Genomic DNA, 24,787 nt, shown 5'->3' on the forward strand with positions numbered 1-24,787 from the left:
AGGTTGTGTGACTCCCCGGGGCTCAGCGCCCCGCGAGCGTCTCCGCCAGCCGCGCCACCAGCCGCCGGGCGACCTCTTCCTTCGCCGCCCGGGGCCAGGATTCGACCGTGCCGTCCCGGGCGATGAGGTGGACCGCGTTCTCGGGCCCGCCCATCACCCCGCCCTCCGCCGACACGTCGTTGGCGACGATGAGGTCGCAGCCTTTCCGCGCGATCTTCGCCCGGGCATGGTCCAGCACCGAATCGGTCTCGGCGGCGAAGCCGACCACGAGGCGCGGCCGCCCCCCGGTGCGGTGGGCGATGGTGGCGAGGATGTCCGGGTTTTCCGCCAGCGCCAGGGGAGCCGGGCCGGAGCCGTCCTTCTTGATCTTCTTGGCCGTCGCCTCCGTTTCGGGGCGCCAGTCGGCGACGGCGGCGGCGAAGATCGCGATGTCGGCGGGCAGGGCGGCCTCCACCGCCGCCAGCATCTCCCGCGCGGTCTCCACCCGCACCACGCTCACCCCCGCCGGATCGGGCAGGGTGACGGGGCCGGACACCAGCGTCACCGCCGCGCCGGCCTCGGCCGCCGCCGCCGCGATGGCGTGGCCCTGTCGGCCGGAGGAGCGGTTGGCGAGGTAGCGCACCGGGTCGATGGGCTCGTGGGTCGGCCCCGAGGTGACGAGCACCCGCCGCCCCGCCAGGGGACGGGCCTCCTGCGGGCGAGGCCGCCCCGACAGGAAGCCGAGGCCCGGAGCCCCGCCCGCCGCCTCGTCCAGCATCGCCACGACGGCGTCGGCGATCTCGCTCGGCTCGGCCATTCGGCCGGGTCCCGATTCCGGCTCGGCCATGGCACCGGAATTCGGGCCGACCACCCGCACGCCGTCGCCCCGGAGGGTCGCGAGGTTCCGCGCCGTGGCGGGATGGGCCCACATCTTCACGTTCATCGCCGGGGCGATGAGGATCGGCAGGGTGGTGGCGAGGAGGATGGTGCAGGCGAGGTCCGGTGCGTGGCCCCCGGCCATCCGCGCCATCAGGTCGGCCGTGGCGGGGGCCACCACCACCGCATCCGCCTGCCGGGCGAGCTTGATATGGCCGATCTCGGCCTCGTTGGCCCTGTCGAACAGGTCCGTATGCGCCCGCTCCCCCGCCAGCGCCGCCGCCGCGAGGGGGGTGACGAATTCCTGGGCGCCGGCCGTGAGCACCGGGCACACGCTCGCCCCGCGCTCGCGCAGGCGGCGGATCAGGTCGAGGGACTTGTAGGCGGCGATCCCCCCGCCGATCACGAGGAGGATGCGGCGGCGGGCGAGGGGCGGGCTCATGCGGCTAGCCTCTGCGCCTCCCGGCGCCAGCGTCAAGCGAGGCGCATCACGCCGCGACCCTGACCCGGGGCGATTTCAGCCCGCCGAACCGCCGGTCGCGCTGGGCGAAGTCGGCGACCGCGAGGGCGAGGTCCTCGGGTCCGAAATCGGGCCACATCCGGTCGGTGAAATGCAGTTCCGCATACGCCGCCTCCCAGAGGAGGAAGTCCGACAGGCGCTTCTCGCCCCCGGTGCGGATCAGCAGATCCACCTCCACGGGCGATCCGTGCATCTCCCCGGCGACCATGGCGCCGAAGCTTTCGCGGGTCGCGTCCGCCCCTTCCAGACGCCGCGCCGCCGCGATGATCGCATCCCGGGCCGAGTAGTCGACGCAGATCCGCAGGTGCAGGCGGCGCCCCTCCGCCGTCGCGGCCTCGGCGGCGGCGATGGCCTCGGGGATGCCGGCGGGGAGGCGGTCCCGCCGGCCGACGACGCTGAGGCGCGTCCCGGTCCGGGCGAGGCGCTGGGTCTCGTTGCGCAGGTAGCTCCGCAGCAGGCGCATCAGCCCGCCCACCTCGTCGGCGGGCCGCTGCCAGTTGTCCGCCGAGAAGGCGTAGAGCGTGAGCGTGCCGATGCCGAGGTCGGCACACGCCTCCGCGGTCTTGCGGATCGCCTCCACACCCCGGCGGTGGCCGGCGATTCGCGGCAGGCTCCGGCCCGTCGCCCAGCGGCCGTTGCCGTCCATGATGATGGCTGCGTGCAGGGCGCGGGGCTCCGCTTCGCTTTGCATCGTAAAGTCTCCGGACGAATCGGCGGAAGGCGAGTGCATCAGATGGCGCTTAAGGCTGGCTTGATGAACCTGCGGTGTCAGGCGGGCTTCGTGACCGGACCGAGGGTTGCACGCCCCGGCTCCGACGCACGTTCGGCGGCCCGGGCCGCGTCCCGCACCACCTGCTCCAACACGGCGAGGTAGCCCAGGAAGCGCTCGCGTCCACCGTGGGTGAGACGGCAAATCGTTTGCGGTCGATTCTGGAAGACGCCTTTCTCCAGGCTCACCAGCTCGGCCTCGCTCAGCACCGAGAGGTGCCGGCTGAGGTTGCCGTCGGTGAGGCCGCACAGGCGCCGGAGGTCGGGGAAGGCCAAGCCCTTGGGGTGGGCCGCGAGCGAGGTGAGCACGCTGAGCCGGGCCTTCTCATGGATGATGCGGTCCAGCCCGTCGTAGGAGAACCGGCCGGCCGACCGGTCAGAAATCGGCATCGGACCCTCCGGACGTGCGCTGAACGATGAGGGCCAGGACCGCCTGACCGACGACGAAGGGCCCGCCCATCGTCCAGGGCGACAGGGATTGCGTGCCGGCGGAGACGGCGATGACGGCGAGCCCGGCGAGGAGATACCATGCGCCGACGCCCTGCACAGCCCGGGGCAGGATCCGCGCCGAGGCGAACAGGCCGAGCCCCACGAGGAGCTGCCACAGGCCCGGCAGCATCCACACCTCGTCCGGGGCGAACCGGGCGATCACGAGGCCGAGGCAGGCCCCGGCCCCCGCCGCCGGCAGGAAGACCTCGATGGCGCTCAGGACCATCGCGTCGGCGAGGCCCGAATGGAGCTTGCGCGTCCGGCGGAGGGCCTCGACCCCGATCAGGGCGAAGGCGATCAGCGCCGCGGCGATCCAGGTTCCGAAGAAAAGGCCCGGCCGCAGGTTCGGATCCCCGAGCCAGTAGGACTGCCCGACCGCCGTCGCCAGCGCGACGCCGCCCGTCGCGGTCACCGTCGCGGAACCCAAGCCGCGGAATGCCGTGTCCCGGGCGATCTGCGTGCGGATCGCCACGATGTCGGCCAGCGCCTTGTCGAGGTCGTGCACCTGCCTCACCTCTGCGCATCCCAAAGCTTGCGAAACGAAGTATCGCGCGGCCAGTCCGGTCGCAAGCGGCCATCGAAACCTGAAGTCGAGAATTCGGCGCGGATTTCGCGCATCACGCCCCACTTCCCGGGGGCGCGCGACCGATCCATAGGATTGACGGAGGCGGCCTTTGTCCCGCCGCGCCGCGGGTCCATATTCATCCCATGCCGACGCCGAGAAAGCCCCGCGCCGCCACCCCGAAGGCCGACAAGCCGGCGCTCCAGCCGCTCGACAGCCATCTGGCCGCGCTCCTCAGCCCCGCCCTCAACCGCACCCGGCCGAAATCGCCGGATGTCGGCGGGGAACGTCCGGGCAAGCCCGGCGGGCGCAAGAAGCCCGCCGCCGGCCTCGGCGAGGCGCCGCAGGCCGGCTACACGGTGGGCGACGCGGCGGCGGTCGACCCGAAGCTGGCGCAGGCGCTGGGTCTCGCCGGGCCGGAGGACGGCCCCGTCCCGGCCGGTTTCGCCGATGCGGCGCCCGTCGCCGATGGCGGCGCCTCTGCCACCATCACGGCGCTGGAACGCCTCCTCACGGAGGGCAACCCCCTCTTCAAGGACGGCCAGACCTGGACGCCGCACCGGCCGGAACGGCCGCAGAAATCCGAGGGCGGCGTCAAGTTCGTCCTGAAATCCGAATTCTCCCCCGCCGGCGACCAGCCCACCGCCATCGCCGAACTCGTCGGCGGCGTGCAGCAGCACGAGCGCGATCAGGTGCTGCTCGGCGTCACCGGCTCCGGCAAGACCTTCACCATGGCGAAGATCATCGAGGAGACCCAGCGCCCCGCGCTGATCCTCGCGCCGAACAAGACGCTGGCTGCGCAGCTCTACGGTGAGTTCAAGGCTTTCTTCCCGGAGAACGCGGTCGAGTACTTCGTCTCGTACTACGATTACTATCAGCCCGAGGCCTACGTGCCGCGCTCCGATACGTTTATCGAGAAGGAATCCTCGATCAACGAGCAGATCGACCGGATGCGCCACTCCGCCACCCGCGCCCTTCTGGAGCGGGACGACGTGATCATCGTCGCCTCGGTCTCGTGCATCTACGGCATCGGCTCGGTCGAGACCTACACGGCCATGTCGTTCACGGTGAGCCTGAGCGAGCGGATCGAGCAGCGCCAGCTCGTCGCCGACCTCGTGGCGCTCCAGTACAAGCGCATCCAGTCGGACTTCGCCCGCGGCACGTTCAGGGTCCGGGGCGACGTGATCGAACTCTGGCCCGCCCACCTGGAGGACCGCGGCTGGCGCATCGGCCTGTTCGGGGACGAGGTCGAATCGATCGTCGAGTTCGACCCCCTGACGGGCAAGAAGATCAGCGACCTGAAGTTCGTGAAGGTCTACGCGAACTCGCACTACGTCACGCCGCGCCCGACGCTGCAGCAGGCGATCAAGGGCATTAAGAACGAGCTGAACGGCCGGATCGAGGAGCTGACCAAGATGGGCCGGCTGATCGAGGCCCAGCGCATCGACCAGCGCTGCACCTTCGACATCGAGATGATCGAGGCCACCGGCTCCTGCAACGGCATCGAGAACTACTCCCGCTACCTCACCGGCCGCCGGCCGGGCGAGCCGCCGCCCACCCTGTTCGAGTACCTCCCCGACAACGCCCTCGTCTTCACCGACGAGAGCCACGTCACGGTGCCGCAGATCGGCGGCATGTACCGGGGCGACTTCCGGCGCAAGGCGACGCTGGCGGAGTACGGCTTCCGCCTGCCCTCCTGCCTCGACAACCGCCCGCTGCGCTTCGAGGAATGGGACGCGATGCGCCCGCAATCGGTCCACGTCTCCGCGACGCCGGGCAAGTGGGAGATGGAGCAGACCGGCGGCGTCTTCGCCGAGCAGGTGATCCGCCCCACCGGCCTCGTGGACCCGGTGATCGAGGTGCGCCCCGCCCGCAGCCAGGTCGATGACCTGCTCGGCGAGGTGAAGGCCGTCTCCCAGGCCGGCTACCGGACCCTGGTGACGACCCTCACCAAGCGCATGGCCGAGGACCTCACCGAGTACCTGCACGAGAACGGCGTGCGGGTGCGCTACATGCACTCGGACATCGACACCCTGGAGCGCATCGAGATCATCCGCGACCTGCGGCTCGGCGCCTTCGACGTGCTGATCGGCATCAACCTGCTGCGCGAGGGCCTCGACATCCCCGAATGCGCCCTGGTGGCGATCCTCGACGCCGACAAGGAGGGCTTCCTGCGCTCGGAGACCTCCCTGGTGCAGACCATTGGCCGGGCCGCCCGCAACGCCGACGCCCGCTGCATCCTCTACGGGGACAGCATCACCGGCTCGATGGAGCGGGCGATGGCCGAGACCGAGCGGCGCCGGACGAAGCAGCTCGCCTACAACGTGGAGCACGGGATCACGCCCCAGAGCGTGAAGCGCGGCATCTCGGACATCCTCAGCAGCGTGTTCGAGCGCGACCACGTGCAGGTGGATACCGGCCTCGCGAAGGATGCGATCACCGTCGGGCACAACCTCAAGGCGGTGCTCGCCGACCTCGAGAAGCGGATGCGGGCCGCCGCCGCCGACCTCGACTTCGAGGAGGCCGCCCGCCTGCGCGACGAGCTGAAACGGCTCCAGGCCACGGAGCTGTTCGTCTCCGACGACCCGATGGCCCGCCAGGGCGAGGTGGAGCGCGAAGCCGGCCGCTACGGGGCGAAGGGGCCGCGGGGCGGCAGCCGGATCAGCAAACCCGACCTCGACAACATGGGCCCCGGCACCGACCGGGAGCTTCCGGCGGCGAGCGCGGGCTGGACCGAGCGGCCGAAGCCGCGCTCGACCCAAGGGCTCGGCGGCCAGAAGCCCAAGTACAAGGGCGGCGGCGGGCGCAAGCGCGGCTGAGCGCCCGAAACCGCTTTCCGGCGGCGGGGAGCGCCCCATCTAGTCGCCTGCATTCCCCCCGTGGACGATCCGCCGACAGCATGACCGACCCTAAGCCCGAACTCGATGCCGACACCCTGGCCTTCGCCGGCCGCGTCTTCCAGTACGCGCGGATGGGGCATGCGGAGGAACTGGCGGGCCTGTTCGGCCAGGGGCTGCCCGCCAACCTGCGCAACGACAAGGGCGACAGCCTGCTGATGCTCGCCGCCTATAACGGGCAGGTGGAGGCGACGCGGGCGATCCTCGAGGCCGGGGGAGACCCCGAACTCGCCAACGACCGCGGCCAGACCCCCCTGGCCGGTGCAGCCTTCAAGGGATCGATCGAGATCGCGCGGCTCCTCCTCGCCCACGGCGCCCAGGTCGACGGAGTCGGGGACGGCAGCCGCACGGCGCTGATGACGGCGGCGATGTTCGACCGGATGGAGATGGTCGACCTCCTCCTCGCCCACGGCGCCGACCCGGATTTTCGCGATGCCGCGGGCAAGAGCGCGGCGGACATGGCGCGGGCCATGGGCGCTCAGGCGACGCCGGACCAGTTGGACAAGGCCCCGCGCAGGGGAGCCTGACGCCCGCACCCCCATCTCACCCGTCGCCGCGCCTGCGGCGACGGTGGTGCCGTTCCCTTGCCCTCGCGCGCCTTGCGCCCGAGTTGAGCATGCAAGAACGATGGGGGACGCGCCGTGACGAAGCTGACTGGACTGACCGGAGCCCTGCTCACCCTGGCCGGCCCCGCCACCGCCGGGGAGACGGACTGGCCCGCCTTCGGCCACGACCACAGCAACCGCAACTTCTCCGAACTCACGCAGCTCGACCGGGGCAACGTCGCCGGCCTGCGGCCCGCCTGGATGTTCCAGACCGGGGTGACCGGCTACTTCCAGGCGCAGCCGGTGATGGTCGATGGCATGCTGTACCTGTCCACGACCCAGAACAATGTCGCCGCCCTCGATGCGAAGAGCGGCAAGGTGGTGTGGACCTACGTCCACAAGCCGCGCACCGACAAGATCTTCGGGCCGCCCTCGAACCGAGGCGTCGCGGTGGCGGGCGGCCTCGTCTACGAGGCGACCATGGACGGGCGGCTCATCGCCCTCGATGCCAAGACCGGCAAGGTCGCCTTCGACAAGGAGGCGGTGCGCCCGGAGGAGGGGGAGACGGAGACCGCCTCCGGCCTGACCGAGAAGCTCGGGGGCAAGCCGGTGCAGGGGTCGAGCCGCCTGGGCTTCAAGATGCCGCCGCTGGTGGCCGAGGGCCTCGTGATCGTCGGCGTGACGGGAGCGGGCTACGGCCTGCATGTCGAGGACCCGAAGGGCGGGCTCGACGGGGGCGCGGTGGTCGGCATCGAGGGGGGCTACGGTCGCCGGGGCTGGCTCGCCGCCTACGATTCCAAGACCGGGGAGGAGCGCTGGCGCTGGTACGTCACCCCCTCGGAGGGGTGGGAGGGCGGCTTCGTGGAGAAGACCGCCGACGGGGTGCCGCTGCACCGGGACATCGCCGCCGAGAAGGCCGCCGCGGAGGCCAACCGCGCCGCGTGGCGGGTGGGGGGCGGCTCCCTGTGGATGACGCCGGCCTACGATCCGACGCTCGGCCTGCTGTTCCTCGGCACCGGCAACCCGGCGCCGCAGAATTTCGGCCTGACCCGGCCGGGCGACAACCTCTACACGATGTGCCTCGTCGCCCTCGACATCCACACGGGCACGCTGCGCTGGTACTTCCAGCAGGTCCCTCACGACGAATGGGGCTACGACGTCGCCGCGCCGCCCTTCCTCCTCGACGGGCCGAACGGCACCAAGGCCGTCGCCTCGGCGAGCAAGACCGGCTGGATCTACGTCCACGACCGGACGGACGGGCGGTTGATCGAGCGGTCGGAGCCGCTCCTGGCCCAGAAGAACCTGTTCGTGCCGCCGAGCGCGGAAGGCACCGTCGTGGCGCCGGGGCCGCTGGGGGCGGTGTCTTGGCCGCCCACCGCCTATGACGGCACCCTGGCCTACGTGCAGGTGCGGCACGGGGCGACGAGCTATACCGTGAACGCCGTGCCCGCCGGGCCGGGCCGCCCGGAGATCCGCTTCACGGAAACGGGCGTGGCCAAGGGCGAGCCCTCGTTCAGCACCCTGACGGCGGTGGACCTGACCGGGGGCGGCAAGATCGCGTGGTCGGTGAAGTCCGAAAGCCGGCTCTCCGGCGGGACGCTCGCCACGGCGGGCGGCCTCGTCTTCTCCGGCGAGGAGGACGGGCACCTCGACGCCCACGACGCCGCCACCGGCAAGACCCTGTGGCGCTTCCAGTGCGGGGCCGGCATCAGCGGCCCGGCGATGACCTACGCCATCGACGGACGTCAATACGTGGCGGTGGCCGCCGGCGGCGCCTCGTACACCCAATCCTCGGGCTTCGGCACGGGCGATACCCTGGTGGTCTTCGCCCTGCCGGAGTGACGCCGGACTCAGGCTCCGGCGCGGGCCGCCGGAGCCGGACGCGATGCCGGCCTGTCGGGCCGCCGCAGGATGCGCTGCCGGGCCGGCTCCTCCACCAGCAGGTGCGCGAGGGTCGCCGCCACGAGGCTCGCGAAGCCGGTCACCCCGATCCCGGTCCAGGGATGGGCGCCGAGCCAGCCGTGCAGGACGACCCGGTCCGCCGTGTTCAGCATGGCGAAGACCGGGATGTGCAGCAGGTAGAGGGCGAAGGAGATCTTCCCCAGGAACACGAGGGGCCGGGCGCAGAGGAGGCCCCGGCGCATGGCGGCGCAGGCCAGGATCAGCGGTGCCCAGGCCAGCATCGTCAGGCCGTTGTGCAGGATCGGCTCCGGCACGTAGCGCGCCCCCGCGACGATCAGCGCCCCGAAGCCGACGGAGAGGGCGATCAGGGCCGGCCCGGGCAGGCGGGCGTTCTGCCACGCCACGTAGAGCAGCAGGCCGGCGATGAACTCCGGCAGGTGCAGGACCGGGAAGTACTTCACGAACTCCGCCAGCAGCACCGGCAGCATCCCGCCCGGCTCGGGCGAGATCAGCGACGCGCCGCCGCCGTAGGCCTGCCACAGGAGCGTGGCGAGGGCGAGGGTCGCGACCCAGAAGGCGAGGGTGGCCAGCGCCACCCGGGACGGGTTGCGCAGGACGAGGGGCAGCAGGATCGGGAACAGGGCGTAGAAGAACAGCTCCACCGAGATGGACCAGCTCGGACAGTCGAGGGAGCAGGCCGCCCCCGGCACCCAGGCATGGACGCCCAGGGGCGCCAGCACGCCCCCGGAGGCCATGAGCGCCTTGAGGGGCATCGGCTGCTTCATCACCCAGGCGAGGAACCACGGCACGTGGACCGCGAGGGCCAGGAGGTAGACCGGATACACCCGCGCGACGCGCGCCCGGTAGAACAGGCGCCGCGGCCCGGGCGAGGCGAGGTCCGCATCGCGGTAATTGTAGGCGAGGATGAAGCCGGACAGCAGGAAGAAGAAGGTGACGCCCGAATAGCCGAGGGCGACGAAGGCCGGCACCTCGGCATCGGGGAAATAATACGGCGTGTAGTGGAACGCGACCACGTAGGCCGCCGCGACGAAGCGCAGGGCCGTCAGCGCCGGCAGCGCCTCGACCTTCGGATGGGCGTTCACGGCCGGTGTCGAGCGCGGATCATACATGGCGGAGTCGTCCGGAAATCACCGGAGAACGGACCATTCCGCCCGTGGTGCCGATGTTGGCGACAGCCTAACGGAGCGTTGGCCAGTTTTTAGCGAAAATTACTCGGAAAGTTCGCCGGGCCACAGTTATCGAAAATTAGCCCTACCAACCGGTGCCTCAGGCGATCACCGGGCGGACGGTCAGCATGCGCAGCCCGCTGATCGCCATGACGATCATGCCGAAGGCGGGCGTGTTCGGGTTGAACAGGATGGTCTCGAACGAGGCGGAGAGCAGCACGAGCTGCCACAGCCGCATGAACAGCACGGCCGAGGGATCGGTCGCGCCCTGGGGCAGGCGGTAGAGGAAGTCCCGCGTCGGGATGGCGATGAAGACGAGCAGCGTCAGCACGAAGCCGGGCAGGCCCATGGCCAGGGCCGCATCGAGGAACGAGTTGTGCGCCTGGGTCGCCATCTGCACCCAGGTCGTGTCCGGGTTGACGATCGAGGCGTAGACCGTCCGCTCCGTCAGCCAGAAGGCTCCGAAGCCGAAGCCCGTCAACGGCTTCTGCACGATGTTGTCGATGGCGAACGACCAGATCTCGTTGCGCGCCGTGAACGTCGCGTCGGGCAGCACCACGTCGAGGACGCTGCGCACGGGCGGCACCACGATGGACCCGATGGTGATGGTGATCAGCAGGAGGACCGGCCCCACGAGCACGAGCACCCGCACGGCCCGCGAGTGGATGACCCGGCAGAGCCAGGAGATGCCGAGCACCATGGCGAGGGTGATGAGCGGCGTCTTCGAGCCGCTGCCGACGAGGAACACCCCCGAGGCCGCGACCATCGTCCAGCCGAGCAGGCGGCTGCGCACGGAGGCGATGAACAGGCCGAGGATGACGAGGATCGTCATCGCCATGCCCGCCTCATTCTTGTGCGAGAAGATACCCCGCCACAGGCCGTCATGGCCGATCTCGCCGGTGAGATCGTAGTGGGAATGGATCGTCAGCGCCGGCACGATGAGCAGGCCGAGATAGCTGGAGACCAGCACGGTGAACCCGGCCATGGCGAAGGCGTCGGCGAGCTGGCGGGCGGAGCGGGCGACGACCAGCAGGCTGGCGGCCAGGAACGCGGCGATGCCGTAGAGCGCGAGGCGCCGGAGCGAGAGCGCCAGATCGCCGGAGAGCAGCGTCGTCGCCAGCAGCCACAGGCCGAACAGAAGCGCGGGCCGGCTCAGCACCGGCCGCAGCCGGGCGAGGCCGAGGTGCCAGACCATCGGGATCCCGACCAGGATCATCGATCCGAACAGCAATTGCGTCGCGAGGCTGCCGCCCTCCACCGCGTCGAGGGGCGCGAGGTCGCTGAGATCCGTGAACCACGCGTGGTTCAGCAGGGCGACGACGACGAAGGTGAGGTACGAAAGGCGGACGAGGTCCGGCAGGTCGCGCGCCGGACTGGCCGCCGATGGCTCGCTCGCAGAGAAGAGGGTCTCGGTCACCGTGCTCACAGGTCAGACTCGCGAATGCCGGCCCGATACCCGTATGCCGGAACCGTCGCACTCTAGCCTATGACCGTCGAGTCAAAAGCTAACGGGCCGACGAAGACCCGGACAATCTTCTGTTAGGGTTGAAGTTTCGCGGTATGCGCGGCCGGGCTCCGCATCGTGAACTGAGTTCGCCCGGCGGCTTGGCGCATCAGGAACGACGACATCTCCGAAAGCTCCGGCGCCTTCGAGCGGAATGTGACCGAGAGGGCGAGCAGCGTGTCGCGGTGGTCGAGCCCCTTGTAGACCCTTTCCTGCACCGGCACGTTGGCCGCCCGGAGGCGTTCGGCGAGGCGCGCGGTCTGCCGGGGCCGCACGGTCGTGTCGCCGTCACCGGTGGCGAGGAAGGCGGGCGGCGAGAGGGGGCCGACGAAGGTCACCGGCTGCGTCTGGGCGAGGTCGCTCGCCTGCCCGAACACCTTGGTGGTCGTGTCGGTGTCCAGGGGCAGGAAATCGTAGGGGCCGGACAGGCCCGCCACGGCGCGTATCGCCTTCGGATCCACGCCGGCCGCTTCGAGGTAGCGGGTGTCGAGGCCGAGCATCACGGCGTTGTAGGCGCCCGCGGAATGACCGGCCAGGACGATGCGGCGCGGGTCGCCGCCATACTCGGCGATGTGGTCCCGCACCCAGGCGATGGCCGCGGCCCCGTCGTTCAGGAAGTCGGGGAAGCGCACCTGCGGGTAGAGCCGGTAGTCCGGCAGCACCGTCACGAACCCCTGCGCGGCCAGGGCATGGCCGACGAAGGCGTAATCGTCCTTCGAGCCGCTGTCCCAGGAGCCGCCGTAGAAGAAGACGAGGACCGGCGCAGCCTCCCCCGCCGCCGCCGGCACGTAGACGTCCAGGCGGTCGCGCGCATTCTTGCCGAAGGCGAGGTCCCGGGCCGCGAGCCGGCCGCCGGCATCGCGGGGGCCGATCGCGTCGAAGAGGGACAGCGGCGACGCGTTCGAGAAGCCGAGCGCCGCGAGGCCCAGGCAGAAGAGGCTGGCAAAGGCGGTGAAGAGCCGTTTCATATCCCGTCCGGTTGCGCCGACACCGCCCATGAATCATCCACCTCGGGGCGGATTGATGACGGGGGCGTGGCGCGGCGCGGAAAAGTCACGTGCGCAGGACGATGCAAGCCCCGCCGACCTTGCGGATCCTGCCGCACAGGTCGTCGGCCGCCCGGCGCGTCTCGGCGGGGATGCGGATGCGGTAGAAGGCGCGGGTCCCACGGTTGCGCAGGCGGGTGCCGATGATCATCGGCCGGACCTCGCCGATCACCCCGGCATAGGAACTGCGCGCCCGCGAGAAGCTCTGCAGCGCCAGGGCCTTCGAGAAGTTGCCGGCGAGCTGGATGCCCCAGGGCGCGGCCGGCCCCTCCGAGCCGCCGAGGGCGAAGCGGTCGCCGCGGTTGGGGACGCGCAGCGCCGCCGTGACCTGCAGGCAGGTCTGCGGCTTCTCGGATTCCGCCTTCGCCGCCGGGCCTCCGCCCTCGGGATACTCCACGGCGGCGCCGTTCGGCGTGCGCCATTCCTCCGGCGCGCGTCCGGTGATCGCCATTACGTAGGCGCGGGTCTCCGCGGGCAGGCCGCCGCTGCCGGAGAGCCAGTTCGTCACCCGCGTCGGCCCACCGTTGTAGGCGGCCGCCGCGAGGCCGAGATTGCCGAACTGGCGCTTGAGGTCGGCCAGGAGATGCGCCGCATGGGGGATCGCCTGCTCGGGGTCGAACGGATCGAGGAGGCCGCGTTCCTTGGCCGTGCCGGGCATGAACTGCGCCACGCCCTGCGCCCCCGCCGGGCTCACCACGCCGACGCGGAAGCTCGATTCCCGCCAGATCAGCCGGGTCAGGAACGCCACGGGCAGGCTCCTGGCCTTGGCGGAATCGTCGATCAGCCGGCAGAGCGCCTGCTCGACCGTCTCCGTCGCCCCCTCGGAGGGGACGGCGAGGGCGGGCCGGGCGAGCCCCAGGGCGATGAGGGCGGCGAGGGCGAGACGCGCTGGAAGGGAGGCAGGCACGCAGGGCTTCTAGGACGCGGGGCGGGGAGGCGTCATCGGGCGGAACGGCATCGTCGGTTCGAGCAAAGGCGCCGGATCGCGCATGGCGAGTCCGGCGCGAGGGAGGTAGCGCCACCGCCGCGGCGATCAATGCGGGCAAACACCGTCACCCGCCGGCACTATGGCCCGGCCGCGTCCGCGCTATAAGGCCCTTATGCCGGATCCGCAGACGCCGCTCCTGTCCGTCGAGAACCTGTCCGTCGCGTTCCGCTCGCGGGACGGCGACACGCTGGCGGTCGACGGCGTCTCCTTCTCCATCGCCCGCGGCGAGACCCTGGCGCTCGTGGGTGAATCGGGCTCCGGCAAATCGGTCTCGGCGCTCGCGATCCTGCGCCTCCTCGACCCCGCGGCGGTGCAGACCGGGCGCATCCTGTTCGCGGGGCGCGACCTTGCGGCGCTGCCGGAGCGGGAGATGCGCCAGGTGCGCGGCGCCGACATCACCATGGTCTTCCAAGAGCCCATGACCTCCCTGAACCCGCTCCATACGATCGAGCGGCAGATCGGGGAGGTACTGGCCCTGCACCGCCACCTCACCGGCAAGGCGGCGCGGACGCGCATCCTCGAACTGCTCGAACTGGTCGGCCTGCGCGATGCGCAGTCGCGGATGGGCGCCTACCCGCACGAGCTCTCCGGCGGCCAGCGGCAGCGGGTGATGATCGCCATGGCGCTGGCCTGCGAGCCGGACCTCCTCGTGGCCGACGAGCCCACCACCGCCCTCGACGTGACGGTCCAGGCGCAGATCCTCGCCCTGCTGGCCGACCTGCAGAAACGGCTCGGCATGGCGATGCTGTTCATCACCCACGACCTCGGCATCGTGGAGCGGATCGCCGACCGGGTCTGCGTGATGCTGAAGGGCAAGATCGTCGAGTCCGGGCCGACGAAGCGGGTCTTCGCCGACCCGCAGCACGCCTATACCCGCCGGCTGATCGCCTCCGAGCCGGAGGGCCGGGCGAACCCGGTCGCCCCCGGCGCCGCGACGCTGGTGGACGCCGGCCCCCTCAAGGTGCGGTTCCCCCTCAAGACCGGGCTCCTGCGACGGCCGAGCGGCTTCGTGAGGGCGGTGGATGGCGTGGCGGTGCGGGTCCGGGCCGGCGAGACGGTGGGGATCGTGGGCGAGTCGGGCTCGGGCAAGACGACCCTCGGCCTCGCCATCCTGCGCCTGACCGCCTCGGTGGGGCCGATCGTCTTCCTCGGCCAGCGCATCGACGGCTACACCGTCAGCCGGATGAGGCCCCTGCGGCGGGACATGCAGGTGGTCTTCCAGGATCCGTACGGCTCGCTGTCGCCGCGGATGTCGGTGGCCGACATCGTGGCCGAGGGCCTCGTGGTGCAGGGCGCCGTGAGGAACCGCGCCGAGCGCCGGGCCGTGGTGGCCAAGGCCCTGCACGATGTCGGGCTCGATCCGGCGACCATGGACCGTTACCCCCACGAGTTCTCCGGCGGCCAGCGGCAGCGCATCGCCATCGCCCGGGCCATCGTGCTGGGCCCGAAATTCGTGGTGCTCGACGAGCCGACCTCGGCGCTCGACCGGTCGGTGCAGGCTCAGATCGTGACGCTGCTGCGGGACCTGCAGCGCGAGCGCGGCCTCGCCTACCTGTTCATCAGCCACGACCTGAAGGTGGTCCGGGCGCTCGCCAACCACGTGGTGGTGATGCAGAACGGGCAGGTGGTGGAGGAGGGCGCCGCGGAGGCGATCTTCGCCGCCCCCCGCACGGCTTACACCCGCACCCTGTTCAAGGCGGCCTTCGCCCTGGACAGCGACGCCCCCACAGAGCTGGAGCCCGCCTGACCCGTGGCGCGCGCGCTCCTCATCGTCCTCGATTCCGTGGGGATCGGCGGCGCCCCCGATGCCGCCGCCTACGGTGATGCCGGCGCCGACACGCTCGGCCACATCGCCCTTGCCTGCGCCGAAGGGCGCGGCGATCGGGCGGGGCTGCGGGCGGGCTCGCTGCGCCTGCCGCACCTGAGCGCGCTGGGCCTCGGCCTCGCCGCGCAGGGCGCCACCGGGACGATCCCGCCGGGCCTCGCGCCGGACGGCGCGCCCGCCGCCCTCTACGGCAATGCCGTCGAGACCGCCGCCGGCAAGGACACGCCCTCCGGCCATTGGGAGATCGCCGGGCTCGCGCTGCCGGACCCCTGGGGCACCTTCCCCGAGACCCGCCCGGCCTTCCCGCAGGCCCTGTCGCAGGCGCTGGTCGCGCAGGGTGGCCTGCCCGGCATCCTGGGTGATCGCCACGCCTCCGGCGTCGGCATCATCGAAAGCCTGGGGGCCGAGCACGTGCGGACGGGCAAGCCGATCTGCTACACCTCCGCCGACAGCGTCTTCCAGATCGCCGCCCACGAGGAGAGCTTCGGCCTCGACCGGCTCTACGACCTGTGCCGCACGGCGCGGACCCTGTGCGACCCCTACCGGATCTGCCGGGTGATCGCCCGGCCCTTCGTCGGCGACGCCACAGCCGGATTCCGGCGCACCGGCCACCGCAAGGACTTCGCCGTGACGCCCCCCGGCCCGACGCTCCTCGACCGGGCCGAGGCGGCGGGCCGGGCGGTGGTGAGCGTGGGCAAGATCGGAGATATCTTCGCCCACCGCTCCACCGGCCGGGAGGTGAAGCCGGGGGGCAACGCCCCCTGCCTGGCGGCCGGGCTCGCCGCCCTGCGCGACCTGCCCGAGGGCGGGTTGGTCTTCGTGAACCTCGTGGATTTCGACACCGAGCACGGCCACCGCCGGGACGTGCCGGGCTACGCCGCCGAGCTCGAAGCCTTCGACACCCTCGTGCCCGGGATCCACGCCGCCCTGCGCCCGGGCGACGCGGCGATCATCACCGCCGACCACGGCAACGACCCGACCTGGGCCGGGACCGACCACACCCGCGAGCAGGTGCCGGTGCTGGCCTTCGGCCCCGGCCTCGCCACCGGCGCCATCGGCCGCCGCGACAGCTTCGCCGACATCGCCGCCTCGCTCGCGCGCCACCTCGGCCTGCCCTCGGTCGGCGGCGGCACGCCCTTTCTCTAGGAGCCATCCCATGTGGAACGAGGACGACGCGCCGCGCAAGACGACGGTCCACCAGATCGGCCAGCCCCTCGACGCCCTCTCCCTCTCGGATCTCGACGAGCGGATCGCCCTGCTTCGGGCCGAGATCGCCCGGATCGAGGCGGCCCGCGCCGCCAAGGAGGCCGCGCAGTCCTCCGCCGACGCCGTCTTCAAGCGCGGCTGAGATGGAGCGGGCCGAGACCTTGGCCGCCCTGCGCCGGGGCGACCTCGCCGGGGCGCGGGAGATCCGCCTGCCGGACGGGCTCACCGAATTCCCGGAGGCGCTCTTCGGCCTCGCCGACACGCTCGAACTCCTCGACCTCGGCCGCGGGAGTTACACGCTGCCCGACGGATTCGGCCGGTTCCGCGCCCTCAAGGTGCTGTTCTGCTCGGGCACGCCCTTCCCCCGGCTGCCCCCGGTGCTCGGCGATTGCCCCGCCCTCGGCCAAGTCGGTTTCCGCGGCTGCGGCATCGGCGAGGTGCCGGCGGAGGCCCTGCCGCCGAACCTGCGCTGGCTGACCCTCACCGACAATCGCATCGCCGCGCTGCCGGACGCCCTGGGCGAGCGCCCGCGCCTGCAGAAGCTGATGCTCTCGGGCAACCGCCTGACCCACCTGCCGGACAGCCTCGCCGGAGCCGGCAGCCTCGAACTGGTCCGCTTCGCCAGCAACCGCCTCGCGCGCCTGCCGAACTGGCTGGCCGCCCTGCCGGCGCTCGCCTGGGTCTCCTATTCCGGCAATCCCGCGGAGCCGCCGGGCGGGGTGTCCGACGCGGCACGCATCCCGTGGGCCGCCCTCGCCGTCGGGGAACTCCTGGGGGAGGGCAGCTCCGGCCGGGTCCACCGGGCCGCATGGCGGGGGGAGGCGGGCCCGGCGGAGGTGGCCCTGAAGCTGTTCAAGGGGGCCATCGGCAGCGACGGCCTGCCCGAGCGGGAGATCGAGGCGTGCCTCGCCGCCGGCGACCATCCCGCGCTGATCGGCGCCCTGGGGAGGCTCGACGGGCATCCGGACGGGACGCCCGGCCTGCTGCTGCGTCTGCTGCCCGCCGATTGGCGGGTGCTCGCCGGGCCGCCGAGCCTCGCGAGCTGCAGCCGCGACGTCTACGATCCCGCCTTGTCCGTCACGCCCGAGGCGGCCCGGCGTCTCGCCTCCGGCATCGCATCCGCCCTCGCCCATCTGCACGCACGGGGGCTGATGCACGGCGACCTCTACGGCCACAACATCCTGTGGGACGGGGGCGGCGGCGGCGCGGTGCTCGGGGACTTCGGCGCGGCCTCGTCCCTGCCCGCAGGGGAGGCGGGGAGGGCGCTCGCGCGGATCGAGACCCGCGCCTTCGGCATCCTCCTCGGCGAAGTGCTCCACCACTGCGACGGGGCACCGCCCGCCCTGCACGACCTGGCACGGGCCTGCACCGGGCCCGACCCGGCCGCCCGGCCGGACATGGCGGATGTCGCCGCCATGCTTGTCTAGGGACCGGACCGAAACCCGCGCGAAGCAGGACGGAAACGCGAAGCGTCTCGCGCTGCCCTCACCCCGGGGAGGCGCAACCCCCACACCGTCGTCGTGGTGAGAGGCGTTGCCCTCGCACGGTCATGCTGCCGCCCGCGGCCGAGCTTTTGAGGCCGGCGACGCAACCCTACATACGGTCCAGCGAACCGAGTTCGCCCCCCGCTACTTCGCCACCGGGTCGATGGCGAGCAGTTCGCCCGGGGGGAGGGCCGGGGCGCCTGCCTGGGCCTGGGCGCTCGCGCCGCCGCGGGCGCGGTTGGACAGGGCCACCGTCAGGCGCTCGGCGGCATCCGGCTGCATCAGCGCCAGGATCTCCGCCATCTTGCGCGGGTTCATCGCCACCACGAGGGGCACGAGCACGTCGTGGCCCAGCCGGTCGAACACCCGCGCCGCGTCCTTCGGCTTCATCGTCTCGTACATGGTGACGATGCTCTTCAGGCCCTGCTTTTCGGCCTCGTCCTTCGCCTTGGCGGCGGCATCCACCTTGTCCTCGGCCTTCTTCAGGTCGCCGATCCCGGTCTCGACCTTCTTCTCGGCCTCGTCGATCATCTTCTCCCGCAGGTCGAGTTCCTGGCTGCGCTGCTTCAGGGCATCGCGGCGGGCGCCGAGCTTTTCCAGCAGGGCCTTCTCGCTCGGCGAGACCTGATCCGGCACGGCCGGCTGGGCCTGCGGCGGCTCGGGCGGTGCTCCGGGCTTCTCCTCCGTCTTCTCCTTCTCGCCCACGGAGCCGGTGGTCTCCGGGTCGGGGATCTCGTAGCCCGTGCGCGCCTTGGCGATGGCCCGGGCGAAGGCCGGCACACTCGCCTCGGGCACGCCGGCCTGGGACAGGGTGAGGACCTTCAGGATCAGAAGCGCCGCGGCCGCGAGGGCGACGGCATCGATCAGGCGCAGCTTCACCGGCCGCACCGGCTTCAGCCGCGGGCGGCGCGGCGCCGTCTGCGCCCCGGGCGCCACCTTGGTGCCCGCCGTCGGCGGCGCCGGGGTCGCCGGCTCGGGGGGCTTCGTCGGTGCGGTGGGCGGACGCATCACGCCGCCCGGGCCCGGACGCGCGCCAGGGCGCGCTCGGTCATGGCGAGGGCGGCGGCGGCGGCGGCGCCCAGGCGCTCGCCGTTGGGCCCCTCGGTCGCGGCCGGCGGGGCGGGCCGGGGCGGCGCCTCGGCCTTCGGCTCGGCACGCACCTCCACCGGCCGGGCAGGGGCCGGCGCGGTGCGCGCGCCGGAGACGATGGCGGCGATGCGCGACAGCACCGCCTCGCCCGCCTCGACGCCCCCCGCGAGGGTGGCGCTGCAGTGTTGCGCCGCCTGGATCCGGTCCGCGAGGGTGCGGTCGCACTCGTCGAGGGCGCTGCGCAAGCCGGTGATGGCGCGCTCGGCGCTGTGCGTCGCCACCATCAGGTCGCCGATGGTGGAGCGGAGCGCGGCCTCGTCACCCTTGAGCTGGCCGATCCGCTTGGACAGGCGCAGGGAGGTGACGATGGTCGCCGCGAGGAGGATCGCGACGAGCAGGTCGGCGGCGATGGTGACGAAGAGACTCATGCCGGCCTATCCGTCCGAGTGGTTGTTCATGGAAGCCTCGTAGGCCTGCAGCGTGGTGCGGGAGCGCCGCAGGGGGCGCGTCACCTGCACCGCGATGCTGCCGTCCACCCGGCCGATCCGTCCCTGCGTCAGGGCCCAGTCGCCGCAGCGCACGGTGACGAGGTCGGAGGGCTTGGCGTCGAACATCAGCGTGTCGCCGACCTTCAGGCGCATCACGCGCTTGAGCGGCAGCATCATCTCGTGGAGCACCGCCTCCATGGTCACGTCGGCCTGCCAGATCTCGGTGGCGAGGTGGCCCTCCCACACCTGATCGCGCCCGAGCTTCTCGCCCATGAAGCTCTGGGTGAGCAGCTCGCGGATCGGCTCCAGGGTGGCGTAGGGAAACAGGATCTGCATCCCGCCGCCGCGCCCGTCGACGTCGAGGCGCAGGCCGATCAGGATCGCCGCGTTGCCCGGCCGGGTGATGGTGGCGAAGCGCGGGTTGGTCTCGATCCGGTCGATGAGGAAGCTCACCGGCGAGAGCGGCTGGAAGGAGAGCTGCAGGTCCGCGAGGATGATCTCCACCAGCCGGCGCACCAGCGTCATCTCGATGGCGGTGAAAGGCCGCCCGTCGAGGCGGCTGGACGAGCCACCGCGCTTGCCGCCGAGCAGCAGGTCGAAGGTCGCGTAGGCGAGGTTGGTGTCGACCGTGACGAGGCCGGAATTCTCCCAAGGGTCCGCCTTGAACACGCCGAGCAGGGTCGGCAGCGGGATCGCGTTGACGTAGTCGCCGAAGCGCACCGACGTGATGTTGTCGAGGGTGACTTCGACGTTGTCCTGGAACAGGTTGCGCAGCGAGGTCGACAGCAACCGGATCATCCGGTCGAAGACGATCTCCAGCATCGGCAGGCGTTCGTACTGGACGACGCCCGAATCGACGATGGCGCGCACGCCCCCGGCCCCGGAGGCCGAGAGTTCGCGCATGGAAAAGCCGAGGACGCTGTCGATCTCGTCCTGGTTGAGGGTGCGGTCGTTGCCGGCGAGTTCGGGGAGGTTGTCGCTCTCCCCGTCCTCGATCATCGTCGCCCATTCGGCGGCGACGTCGCTGGCGTTGCGCGTGGTGCCCTGCTCGGCGAGCGCGGCGCCCCACTCCTCGGCGAGCGACGCGTCGCCGCCCTCGGAGCCCTGCTCCATCAGGGCCGCCGACCAATCGTCCTCCGCGACCTGATCCTCCGGTTCCATCACAGCCTCACTGGACGATCAGGTCCTTGAACAGCACCGCATCGACCTTGGCCGGGTAGACCGCCACGTTGACGCGCTTCAGCAGCTCCTCCCGCAGCCGGTAGAGACCGGCGGACCCGGAGAGGTCGCTCGCCCGGACCTCACGCAGGTAGACCTGCAGGGTATCCTCGATCCGCGGGGCGAGGGACTTCACCTCCTCCTCCAGCTTCGGATCCTTCAGTTCGAGGGCGACCCGGAGCTTGGCGAACTTGCCCTTGTCCTGGCCGGCGTCGGGGCTGAGGTTGATGATCATCTCGCGCAGTTCGAAGAAGGCGACCTGCTTCTTGGCCTCGGCGCCCCCGCCGTGCCCGCCGCCTTGGCCCCCGCCATGCCCGCCCCCGTGGGCGGAGGCCTGCTCGGCCTCGGCGCCGCCGTCCTTGCCCTCGTCCCCGTGGCCGCCCTTCATCAGAAAGTAGCCCGCGCCGCCGCCCACCACGAGCAAGCCCGCGGCGGCCATCATGATGAGCTTCTTCTTGCTCTTCGGGGCTTCGCCGGCGCCGCCTTCGCCCGGCTCGGCGCTCGCCTTCTTCGGCTTCTTGGCCATGGGCCCAGCACTCGCGACGTTGGATTGCAGTTCGGTCGCCAACCTATCGGCAGACGCGGTTAACGCGCCGTTAAGGAGGCAAATTCTGCCGGGCCGGCTTTGCCGTGGGGACTGGTCAGCGCGGCCCTCCATCGAAGCCTATGCTGAATAAGTCGTTGAGGCGGCGCATAAAAACAATCCGGCTGGGGCTGGCACGGGGGATGCTGATTGTCCTGTCGCCCCGGTCGTTCGTGGGCGCCAGAGTTCACGATGCAGAATGCCCTCTTCGTCGGCGTGTCGAGTCAGGTCGCCCTCCAGCGCGAACTCGACGTCATCGCCAACAACATGGCGAACATCTCGACCACCGGCTTCAAGGGCCGCAGCAGCCGCTTCCAGGAATACCTGATGCCGGTGGCGAGCGCCGACAGCTTCTCGCGTCCCGACCGGCGCCTGTCCTACGTGATCGACCAGGGCACGACGCTGGACCTGTCGCAGGGCCCGGTGGAGCAGACCGGCAACCCCCTCGACGTCGCGGTGAAGGGCTCCGCTTTCATCGCCGTGCAGGCCCCGGGCGGCGAGCGCTACACCCGCAACGGCGCCCTGTCCGTCAACGGGCAGGGCCAGCTCGTCACCAGCGACGGCTACCCCGTGGCGGGCGACGGCGGCCCGATCACGATCAACCCGCAGGAGACCGGCCTCGCCATCGGCACGGACGGCACGGTCTCGACCAATCTCGGCATCCGCGGCCGGATCAAGCTCGTCACCTTCGCCAATCCCGGCCAGCTCGTGAACGAGGGGGGCAACCTGTTCTCGTCCACGGCCCCCGCCCGGGCCGCCGGCCTCGACGGACGGCTCGAATCCAGCGCCCTGGAGCGCTCCAACGTCAGCCCTGTGCTGGAGATGACCCGGCTGATGGACGTCAACCGCTCCTACGCGATGATCACGAGCATGATCTCGCGGATGGACGAGCTTCGCGGCTCGGCCATCTCCAAGCTCGCCAACGTGGCCTGAGGTAGCGTCCGATGCGTGCGCTCTACTCTGCCGCCACAGGCATGGCGGCCCAGGAACTGAACGTCCAGGTCATCTCGAACAACATCGCGAACCTGCGCACCACCGGCTACAAGCGCCAGCAGGTCCACTTCCAGGATCTGCTCTACCAGAACATGCGCCGGGCCGGCTCCTCGACCTCCGAGCAGAACACCCAGCTCCCCGCAGGCCTCGCCCTCGGCTCGGGCGTGAAGACCACCTCCACCGCCCGGGTGATGTCGCAGGGCACCCTCAGCTCGACGGAGAAGGACTACGACGTCGCCATCCGCGGCGAGGGCTTCTTCCGGGTCACGATGCCGGACGGGCGCACCGCCTATTCCCGCGACGGCTCGTTCGACCTCTCGGCATCCGGCCAGCTCGTCACCCGCGACGGCTACCTCGTGGATCCGGCGATCACCGTGCCCAACACCGCGACCTCGGTGACGATCAGCGCCACCGGCGCCGTGCAGGCGACGCTGCCTGGCCAGACCGCGCCTCAGGCGCTCGGCCAGTTCCAGCTCTCGCGCTTCGTCAACAAGGTCGGCCTGGAATCGATCGGCGACAACTTGTTCGTGGAGACGGCGGCCTCCGGCCCCGCGATCAGCGGACTGCCCGGCGGGGAGGGCTTCGGCAACCTCCAGCAGAGCTACCTGGAAGAGGCCAACGTCAACGCCGTCACCGAGATCTCGTCCCTGATCGCGGCCCAGCGCGCCTACGAGATGAACTCGAAGGTGGTGACGGCCGCCGACCAGATGCTCTCCACCACGTCCCAGATGTTCCGCGGCTGATGGCCGGCACGGGATCCCCTCACATGACCGACCGCGACGACTTCCCCGCCGATGCGAGCCACGCCGAAGTGGCCCTCAGCCCGATCGTGCAGCCGCGCCGCGCCAGGGCGCCCCTGCCCGCGCCGGGCATGCTGATCCGGGCGGCGCTCGCCCTCTTCGCCTTCGTGATCCTCGGCGCGGTGGCCGTGCCGGCCATGGCCGAGAGCGCCCTGCCGCGCCTGCGCGGCGACGTGACCGCCCGGCAGGACATCCTGACCCTCGGCGACCTCGTGGAGAACGTCCCCCCGGCCCTCGCCGAACGCCCGCTGTTCCGTGCGCCGGCCCTCGGCTCGACGGGGACGATCCAGTCCCGGCGGATCGCAGAGGCCGCCACCGCCCTGGGTCTCGGCCCGGTCGAGACCGGCGGGCGGCTGCAGATCGCCGTCCAGCGGGCGGCCCGGCGGGTCGGGCCGAGCGAGATCGAGGTGGCGCTGAAGCGCGGCCTCGAAACCGGCTACGGCCTGGACACCAACCTGATGATGATCCGCCTCGACGGCGAGGCGCCGATGATGCTGGCCCCCGTCGACCTCGCCGGCCAGGCGAGCGCCATCGACATGGTCTACGATCCGCGCTCCCACCGGGTGTCCGCGCTGGTCAGCCTCGGCGAGCGGCAGGCGTCCCTGCGGGTGTCGGGTGTGGTGGTGGAGATGCGGGAGGTGGCCGTGCTGGCCCGCAGCCTCAACCGCGGCGAGCCCATCCGGGAGGGCGACCTCGTCCTGGATCGGCGCCCGCGCGACGGCCTCGGCGCCGACGTGCAGGCCAGCGTCACGGCGGCCATCGGCGAGGTCGCCCAGCGCAGCCTCCCCGCCGGCTCGGTGCTGCGCGAGGGCGACACCGCCCTGCCGGACCTCGTGGCCCGCGGCGAGACGGTCACCATCATCTACGCGACCCCCGGCATCAGCCTGTCGATGCGCGGCATCGCCAGCGACAGCGGCCGGATGGGCGCCACCGTCAACGTGGTGAACGTCGCCTCCAAGAAGGTCCTGCAGGCCACCGTGGTGGGCGCGGGCCGGGTCTCGGTCGGCCCGTCCGGCGGGCCACAGCTCCAGGCGAACGCCGCCTCCGTCGCCCTGCGCTGAACCTCCGTTTGTCCTGCGTCGAGGAATCCCGCCGATGCGCCTGATCGTCCGCCTCACCACCGTCGCGCTGCCGCTGGCCCTGGGCGCCTGCAACACGGCCGACCGCCTGTCCAACATCGGCGCGACGCCGACGCTTTCGGCGATCCAGGACCCGACCGCGCAGCCGGGCTACAAGCCGGTGCGGATGCCGATGCCGGACGTGCAGCCGGTCTCCTACGCGCCGAACTCCCTGTGGCGCACCGGCTCGCGGGCCTTCTTCAAGGACCAGCGGGCGGCCAAGGTGGGCGATCTGCTCACGGTCAACGTCGCGGTGACGGATCAGGCCAACATCAGCAACGAGACGAAGCGCTCCCGCGCCAACACCGAGAGCTTCGGCCTGCCGAACGCCGTCGGCCTGGAAAACACCACGATGGGCAAGGCGATGGGCGTGGGCGGCAGCTCGCTCCTGAACGCCACCTCCACCACCGCCAACGACGGCGCGGGCTCGGTCCAGCGGGCCGAGACCGTCACCACCAACGTCGCGGCGGTGGTCACGCAGGTGCTGCCGAACGGCAACCTCGTGGTCGAGGGCAAGCAGGAAATCCGTATCAACTTCGAGGTGCGCGAACTGATCGTGGCCGGCGTGGTGCGTCCGGAGGACATCGCCGCCGACAACACCATCGACTCCACCAAGATCGCCGAGGCCCGCATCGCCTATGGCGGCCGTGGCCAGATCACCGACGTCCAGCAGCCGCGCTACGGCCAGCAGCTGGTGGATATCCTGCTGCCGTTCTGATC

At 71.5% G+C, this 24,787-nt stretch carries 23 protein-coding genes; 11 read left to right on the forward strand and 12 right to left on the reverse strand.

Going from position 1 to position 24,787, the window contains the following annotated elements; genetic code table 11:
- Positions 1-22: 22 nt before the first annotated feature.
- From coaBC to MKK53_RS24875, 4 genes are all read right to left on the reverse strand, one after another.
- On the reverse strand, positions 23-1,297 hold the full coding sequence (gene coaBC / locus MKK53_RS24860) for a bifunctional phosphopantothenoylcysteine decarboxylase/phosphopantothenate--cysteine ligase CoaBC (protein ID WP_243931664.1): 1,275 nt from the start codon (positions 1,295-1,297) through the stop codon (positions 23-25).
- Between the two features lie 46 nt (positions 1,298-1,343).
- Positions 1,344-2,066 carry a di-trans,poly-cis-decaprenylcistransferase gene (locus MKK53_RS24865; RefSeq protein WP_243931666.1) on the reverse strand — a complete coding sequence of 241 codons (723 nt, stop codon included), beginning with the start codon at positions 2,064-2,066 and terminating at the stop codon, positions 1,344-1,346.
- Positions 2,067-2,143: 77 nt separating this feature from the next.
- Positions 2,144-2,533 carry a transcriptional regulator gene (locus MKK53_RS24870; protein WP_243931668.1) on the reverse strand — a complete coding sequence of 130 codons (390 nt, stop codon included), beginning with the start codon at positions 2,531-2,533 and terminating at the stop codon, positions 2,144-2,146.
- Positions 2,520-3,137 (reverse strand): hypothetical protein, encoded by a 618-nt coding sequence (locus tag MKK53_RS24875; RefSeq protein ID WP_243931881.1) that lies wholly within the window; start codon positions 3,135-3,137, stop codon positions 2,520-2,522. The genes MKK53_RS24870 and MKK53_RS24875 overlap by 14 nt, the downstream gene beginning before the upstream one ends.
- 203 nt (positions 3,138-3,340) lie before the next feature.
- Here MKK53_RS24875 and uvrB point away from each other — a divergent pair, with 203 nt between their 5' ends.
- From uvrB to MKK53_RS24890, 3 genes are all read left to right on the forward strand, one after another.
- Positions 3,341-6,013, forward strand: coding sequence for an excinuclease ABC subunit UvrB (gene uvrB, locus MKK53_RS24880; RefSeq protein ID WP_243931670.1), 2,673 nt, complete (start codon positions 3,341-3,343; stop codon positions 6,011-6,013).
- A gap of 80 nt (positions 6,014-6,093) precedes the next feature.
- Entirely contained in the window at positions 6,094-6,618 is a 525-nt protein-coding gene (locus tag MKK53_RS24885; protein WP_243931672.1) for an ankyrin repeat domain-containing protein, read from the forward strand.
- A 114-nt stretch (positions 6,619-6,732) separates the two neighbouring features.
- On the forward strand, positions 6,733-8,478 hold the full coding sequence (locus tag MKK53_RS24890) for a pyrroloquinoline quinone-dependent dehydrogenase (RefSeq protein WP_409564414.1): 1,746 nt from the start codon (positions 6,733-6,735) through the stop codon (positions 8,476-8,478).
- Between the two features lie 8 nt (positions 8,479-8,486).
- Here MKK53_RS24890 and MKK53_RS24895 read toward each other — a convergent pair whose 3' ends face one another.
- The 4 genes from MKK53_RS24895 to MKK53_RS24910 form a co-directional block, all read right to left on the reverse strand.
- Positions 8,487-9,668 (reverse strand): acyltransferase family protein, encoded by a 1,182-nt coding sequence (locus tag MKK53_RS24895; RefSeq protein ID WP_243931675.1) that lies wholly within the window; start codon positions 9,666-9,668, stop codon positions 8,487-8,489.
- Positions 9,669-9,825: 157 nt separating this feature from the next.
- Positions 9,826-11,142: an O-antigen ligase family protein gene (locus tag MKK53_RS24900; protein ID WP_243931677.1), complete on the reverse strand. Its 1,317-nt coding sequence runs from the start codon at positions 11,140-11,142 to the stop codon at positions 9,826-9,828.
- A gap of 122 nt (positions 11,143-11,264) precedes the next feature.
- A complete protein-coding gene (locus MKK53_RS24905; RefSeq protein WP_243931679.1) occupies positions 11,265-12,197 on the reverse strand; it encodes an alpha/beta hydrolase in 933 nt (310 codons plus the stop codon).
- Positions 12,198-12,282: 85 nt separating this feature from the next.
- Positions 12,283-13,182 carry a lytic transglycosylase domain-containing protein gene (locus MKK53_RS24910; RefSeq protein WP_409564415.1) on the reverse strand — a complete coding sequence of 300 codons (900 nt, stop codon included), beginning with the start codon at positions 13,180-13,182 and terminating at the stop codon, positions 12,283-12,285.
- A gap of 193 nt (positions 13,183-13,375) precedes the next feature.
- Here MKK53_RS24910 and MKK53_RS24915 point away from each other — a divergent pair, with 193 nt between their 5' ends.
- From MKK53_RS24915 to MKK53_RS24930, 4 genes are read left to right on the forward strand one after another with little or no spacing between them, the layout of a single operon-like run.
- Complete coding sequence (locus MKK53_RS24915; protein WP_243931681.1) at positions 13,376-15,010, forward strand: ABC transporter ATP-binding protein; 1,635 nt, start codon at positions 13,376-13,378, stop codon at positions 15,008-15,010.
- Positions 15,011-15,013: 3 nt separating this feature from the next.
- A complete protein-coding gene (locus MKK53_RS24920; RefSeq protein WP_243931683.1) occupies positions 15,014-16,234 on the forward strand; it encodes a phosphopentomutase in 1,221 nt (406 codons plus the stop codon).
- A 10-nt stretch (positions 16,235-16,244) separates the two neighbouring features.
- Positions 16,245-16,436, forward strand: a complete 192-nt coding sequence (locus MKK53_RS24925; RefSeq protein ID WP_243931685.1) for a DUF1192 domain-containing protein — start codon at positions 16,245-16,247, stop codon at positions 16,434-16,436.
- A gap of 1 nt (position 16,437) precedes the next feature.
- Entirely contained in the window at positions 16,438-17,721 is a 1,284-nt protein-coding gene (locus tag MKK53_RS24930; RefSeq protein WP_243931687.1) for a leucine-rich repeat-containing protein kinase family protein, read from the forward strand.
- A 201-nt stretch (positions 17,722-17,922) separates the two neighbouring features.
- On the opposite strand, the gene MKK53_RS24935 is transcribed toward MKK53_RS24930, so the two are convergent.
- Genes MKK53_RS24935 through fliL form a run of 4 tightly spaced genes read right to left on the reverse strand, consistent with a single transcriptional unit; the run spans position 17,923 to position 21,099 of the window.
- Positions 17,923-18,786, reverse strand: coding sequence for a MotE family protein (locus MKK53_RS24935; protein ID WP_243931689.1), 864 nt, complete (start codon positions 18,784-18,786; stop codon positions 17,923-17,925).
- The gene (locus MKK53_RS24940) at positions 18,786-19,295 is read right to left on the reverse strand and encodes a DUF6468 domain-containing protein (protein WP_243931691.1); all 510 of its coding nucleotides are present in this window, start codon (positions 19,293-19,295) and stop codon (positions 18,786-18,788) included. The genes MKK53_RS24935 and MKK53_RS24940 overlap by 1 nt, the downstream gene beginning before the upstream one ends.
- A gap of 6 nt (positions 19,296-19,301) precedes the next feature.
- Positions 19,302-20,516: a flagellar motor switch protein FliM gene (fliM, locus tag MKK53_RS24945; protein ID WP_279599230.1), complete on the reverse strand. Its 1,215-nt coding sequence runs from the start codon at positions 20,514-20,516 to the stop codon at positions 19,302-19,304.
- 7 nt (positions 20,517-20,523) lie between these two features.
- Positions 20,524-21,099, reverse strand: a complete 576-nt coding sequence (fliL, locus tag MKK53_RS24950) for a flagellar basal body-associated protein FliL (protein ID WP_243931695.1) — start codon at positions 21,097-21,099, stop codon at positions 20,524-20,526.
- Positions 21,100-21,348: 249 nt separating this feature from the next.
- On the opposite strand from fliL, the gene flgF reads away from it, so the two are divergent.
- Genes flgF through flgH form a run of 4 tightly spaced genes read left to right on the forward strand, consistent with a single transcriptional unit; the run spans position 21,349 to position 24,785 of the window.
- Positions 21,349-22,089, forward strand: a complete 741-nt coding sequence (gene flgF / locus MKK53_RS24955) for a flagellar basal-body rod protein FlgF (RefSeq protein ID WP_243931697.1) — start codon at positions 21,349-21,351, stop codon at positions 22,087-22,089.
- A gap of 11 nt (positions 22,090-22,100) precedes the next feature.
- Positions 22,101-22,892 (forward strand): flagellar basal-body rod protein FlgG, encoded by a 792-nt coding sequence (gene flgG / locus MKK53_RS24960; protein WP_243931699.1) that lies wholly within the window; start codon positions 22,101-22,103, stop codon positions 22,890-22,892.
- A 23-nt stretch (positions 22,893-22,915) separates the two neighbouring features.
- Complete coding sequence (gene flgA / locus MKK53_RS24965) at positions 22,916-24,010, forward strand: flagellar basal body P-ring formation chaperone FlgA (protein WP_409564416.1); 1,095 nt, start codon at positions 22,916-22,918, stop codon at positions 24,008-24,010.
- Positions 24,011-24,044: 34 nt separating this feature from the next.
- The gene (gene flgH, locus MKK53_RS24970) at positions 24,045-24,785 is read left to right on the forward strand and encodes a flagellar basal body L-ring protein FlgH (RefSeq protein WP_243931701.1); all 741 of its coding nucleotides are present in this window, start codon (positions 24,045-24,047) and stop codon (positions 24,783-24,785) included.
- The last annotated feature ends 2 nt before the right edge of the window (positions 24,786-24,787 follow it).

Source organism: Methylobacterium sp. J-076, from assembly GCF_022829405.1.
In the GTDB taxonomy this organism is placed as follows: Bacteria; Pseudomonadota; Alphaproteobacteria; order Rhizobiales; family Beijerinckiaceae; genus Methylobacterium.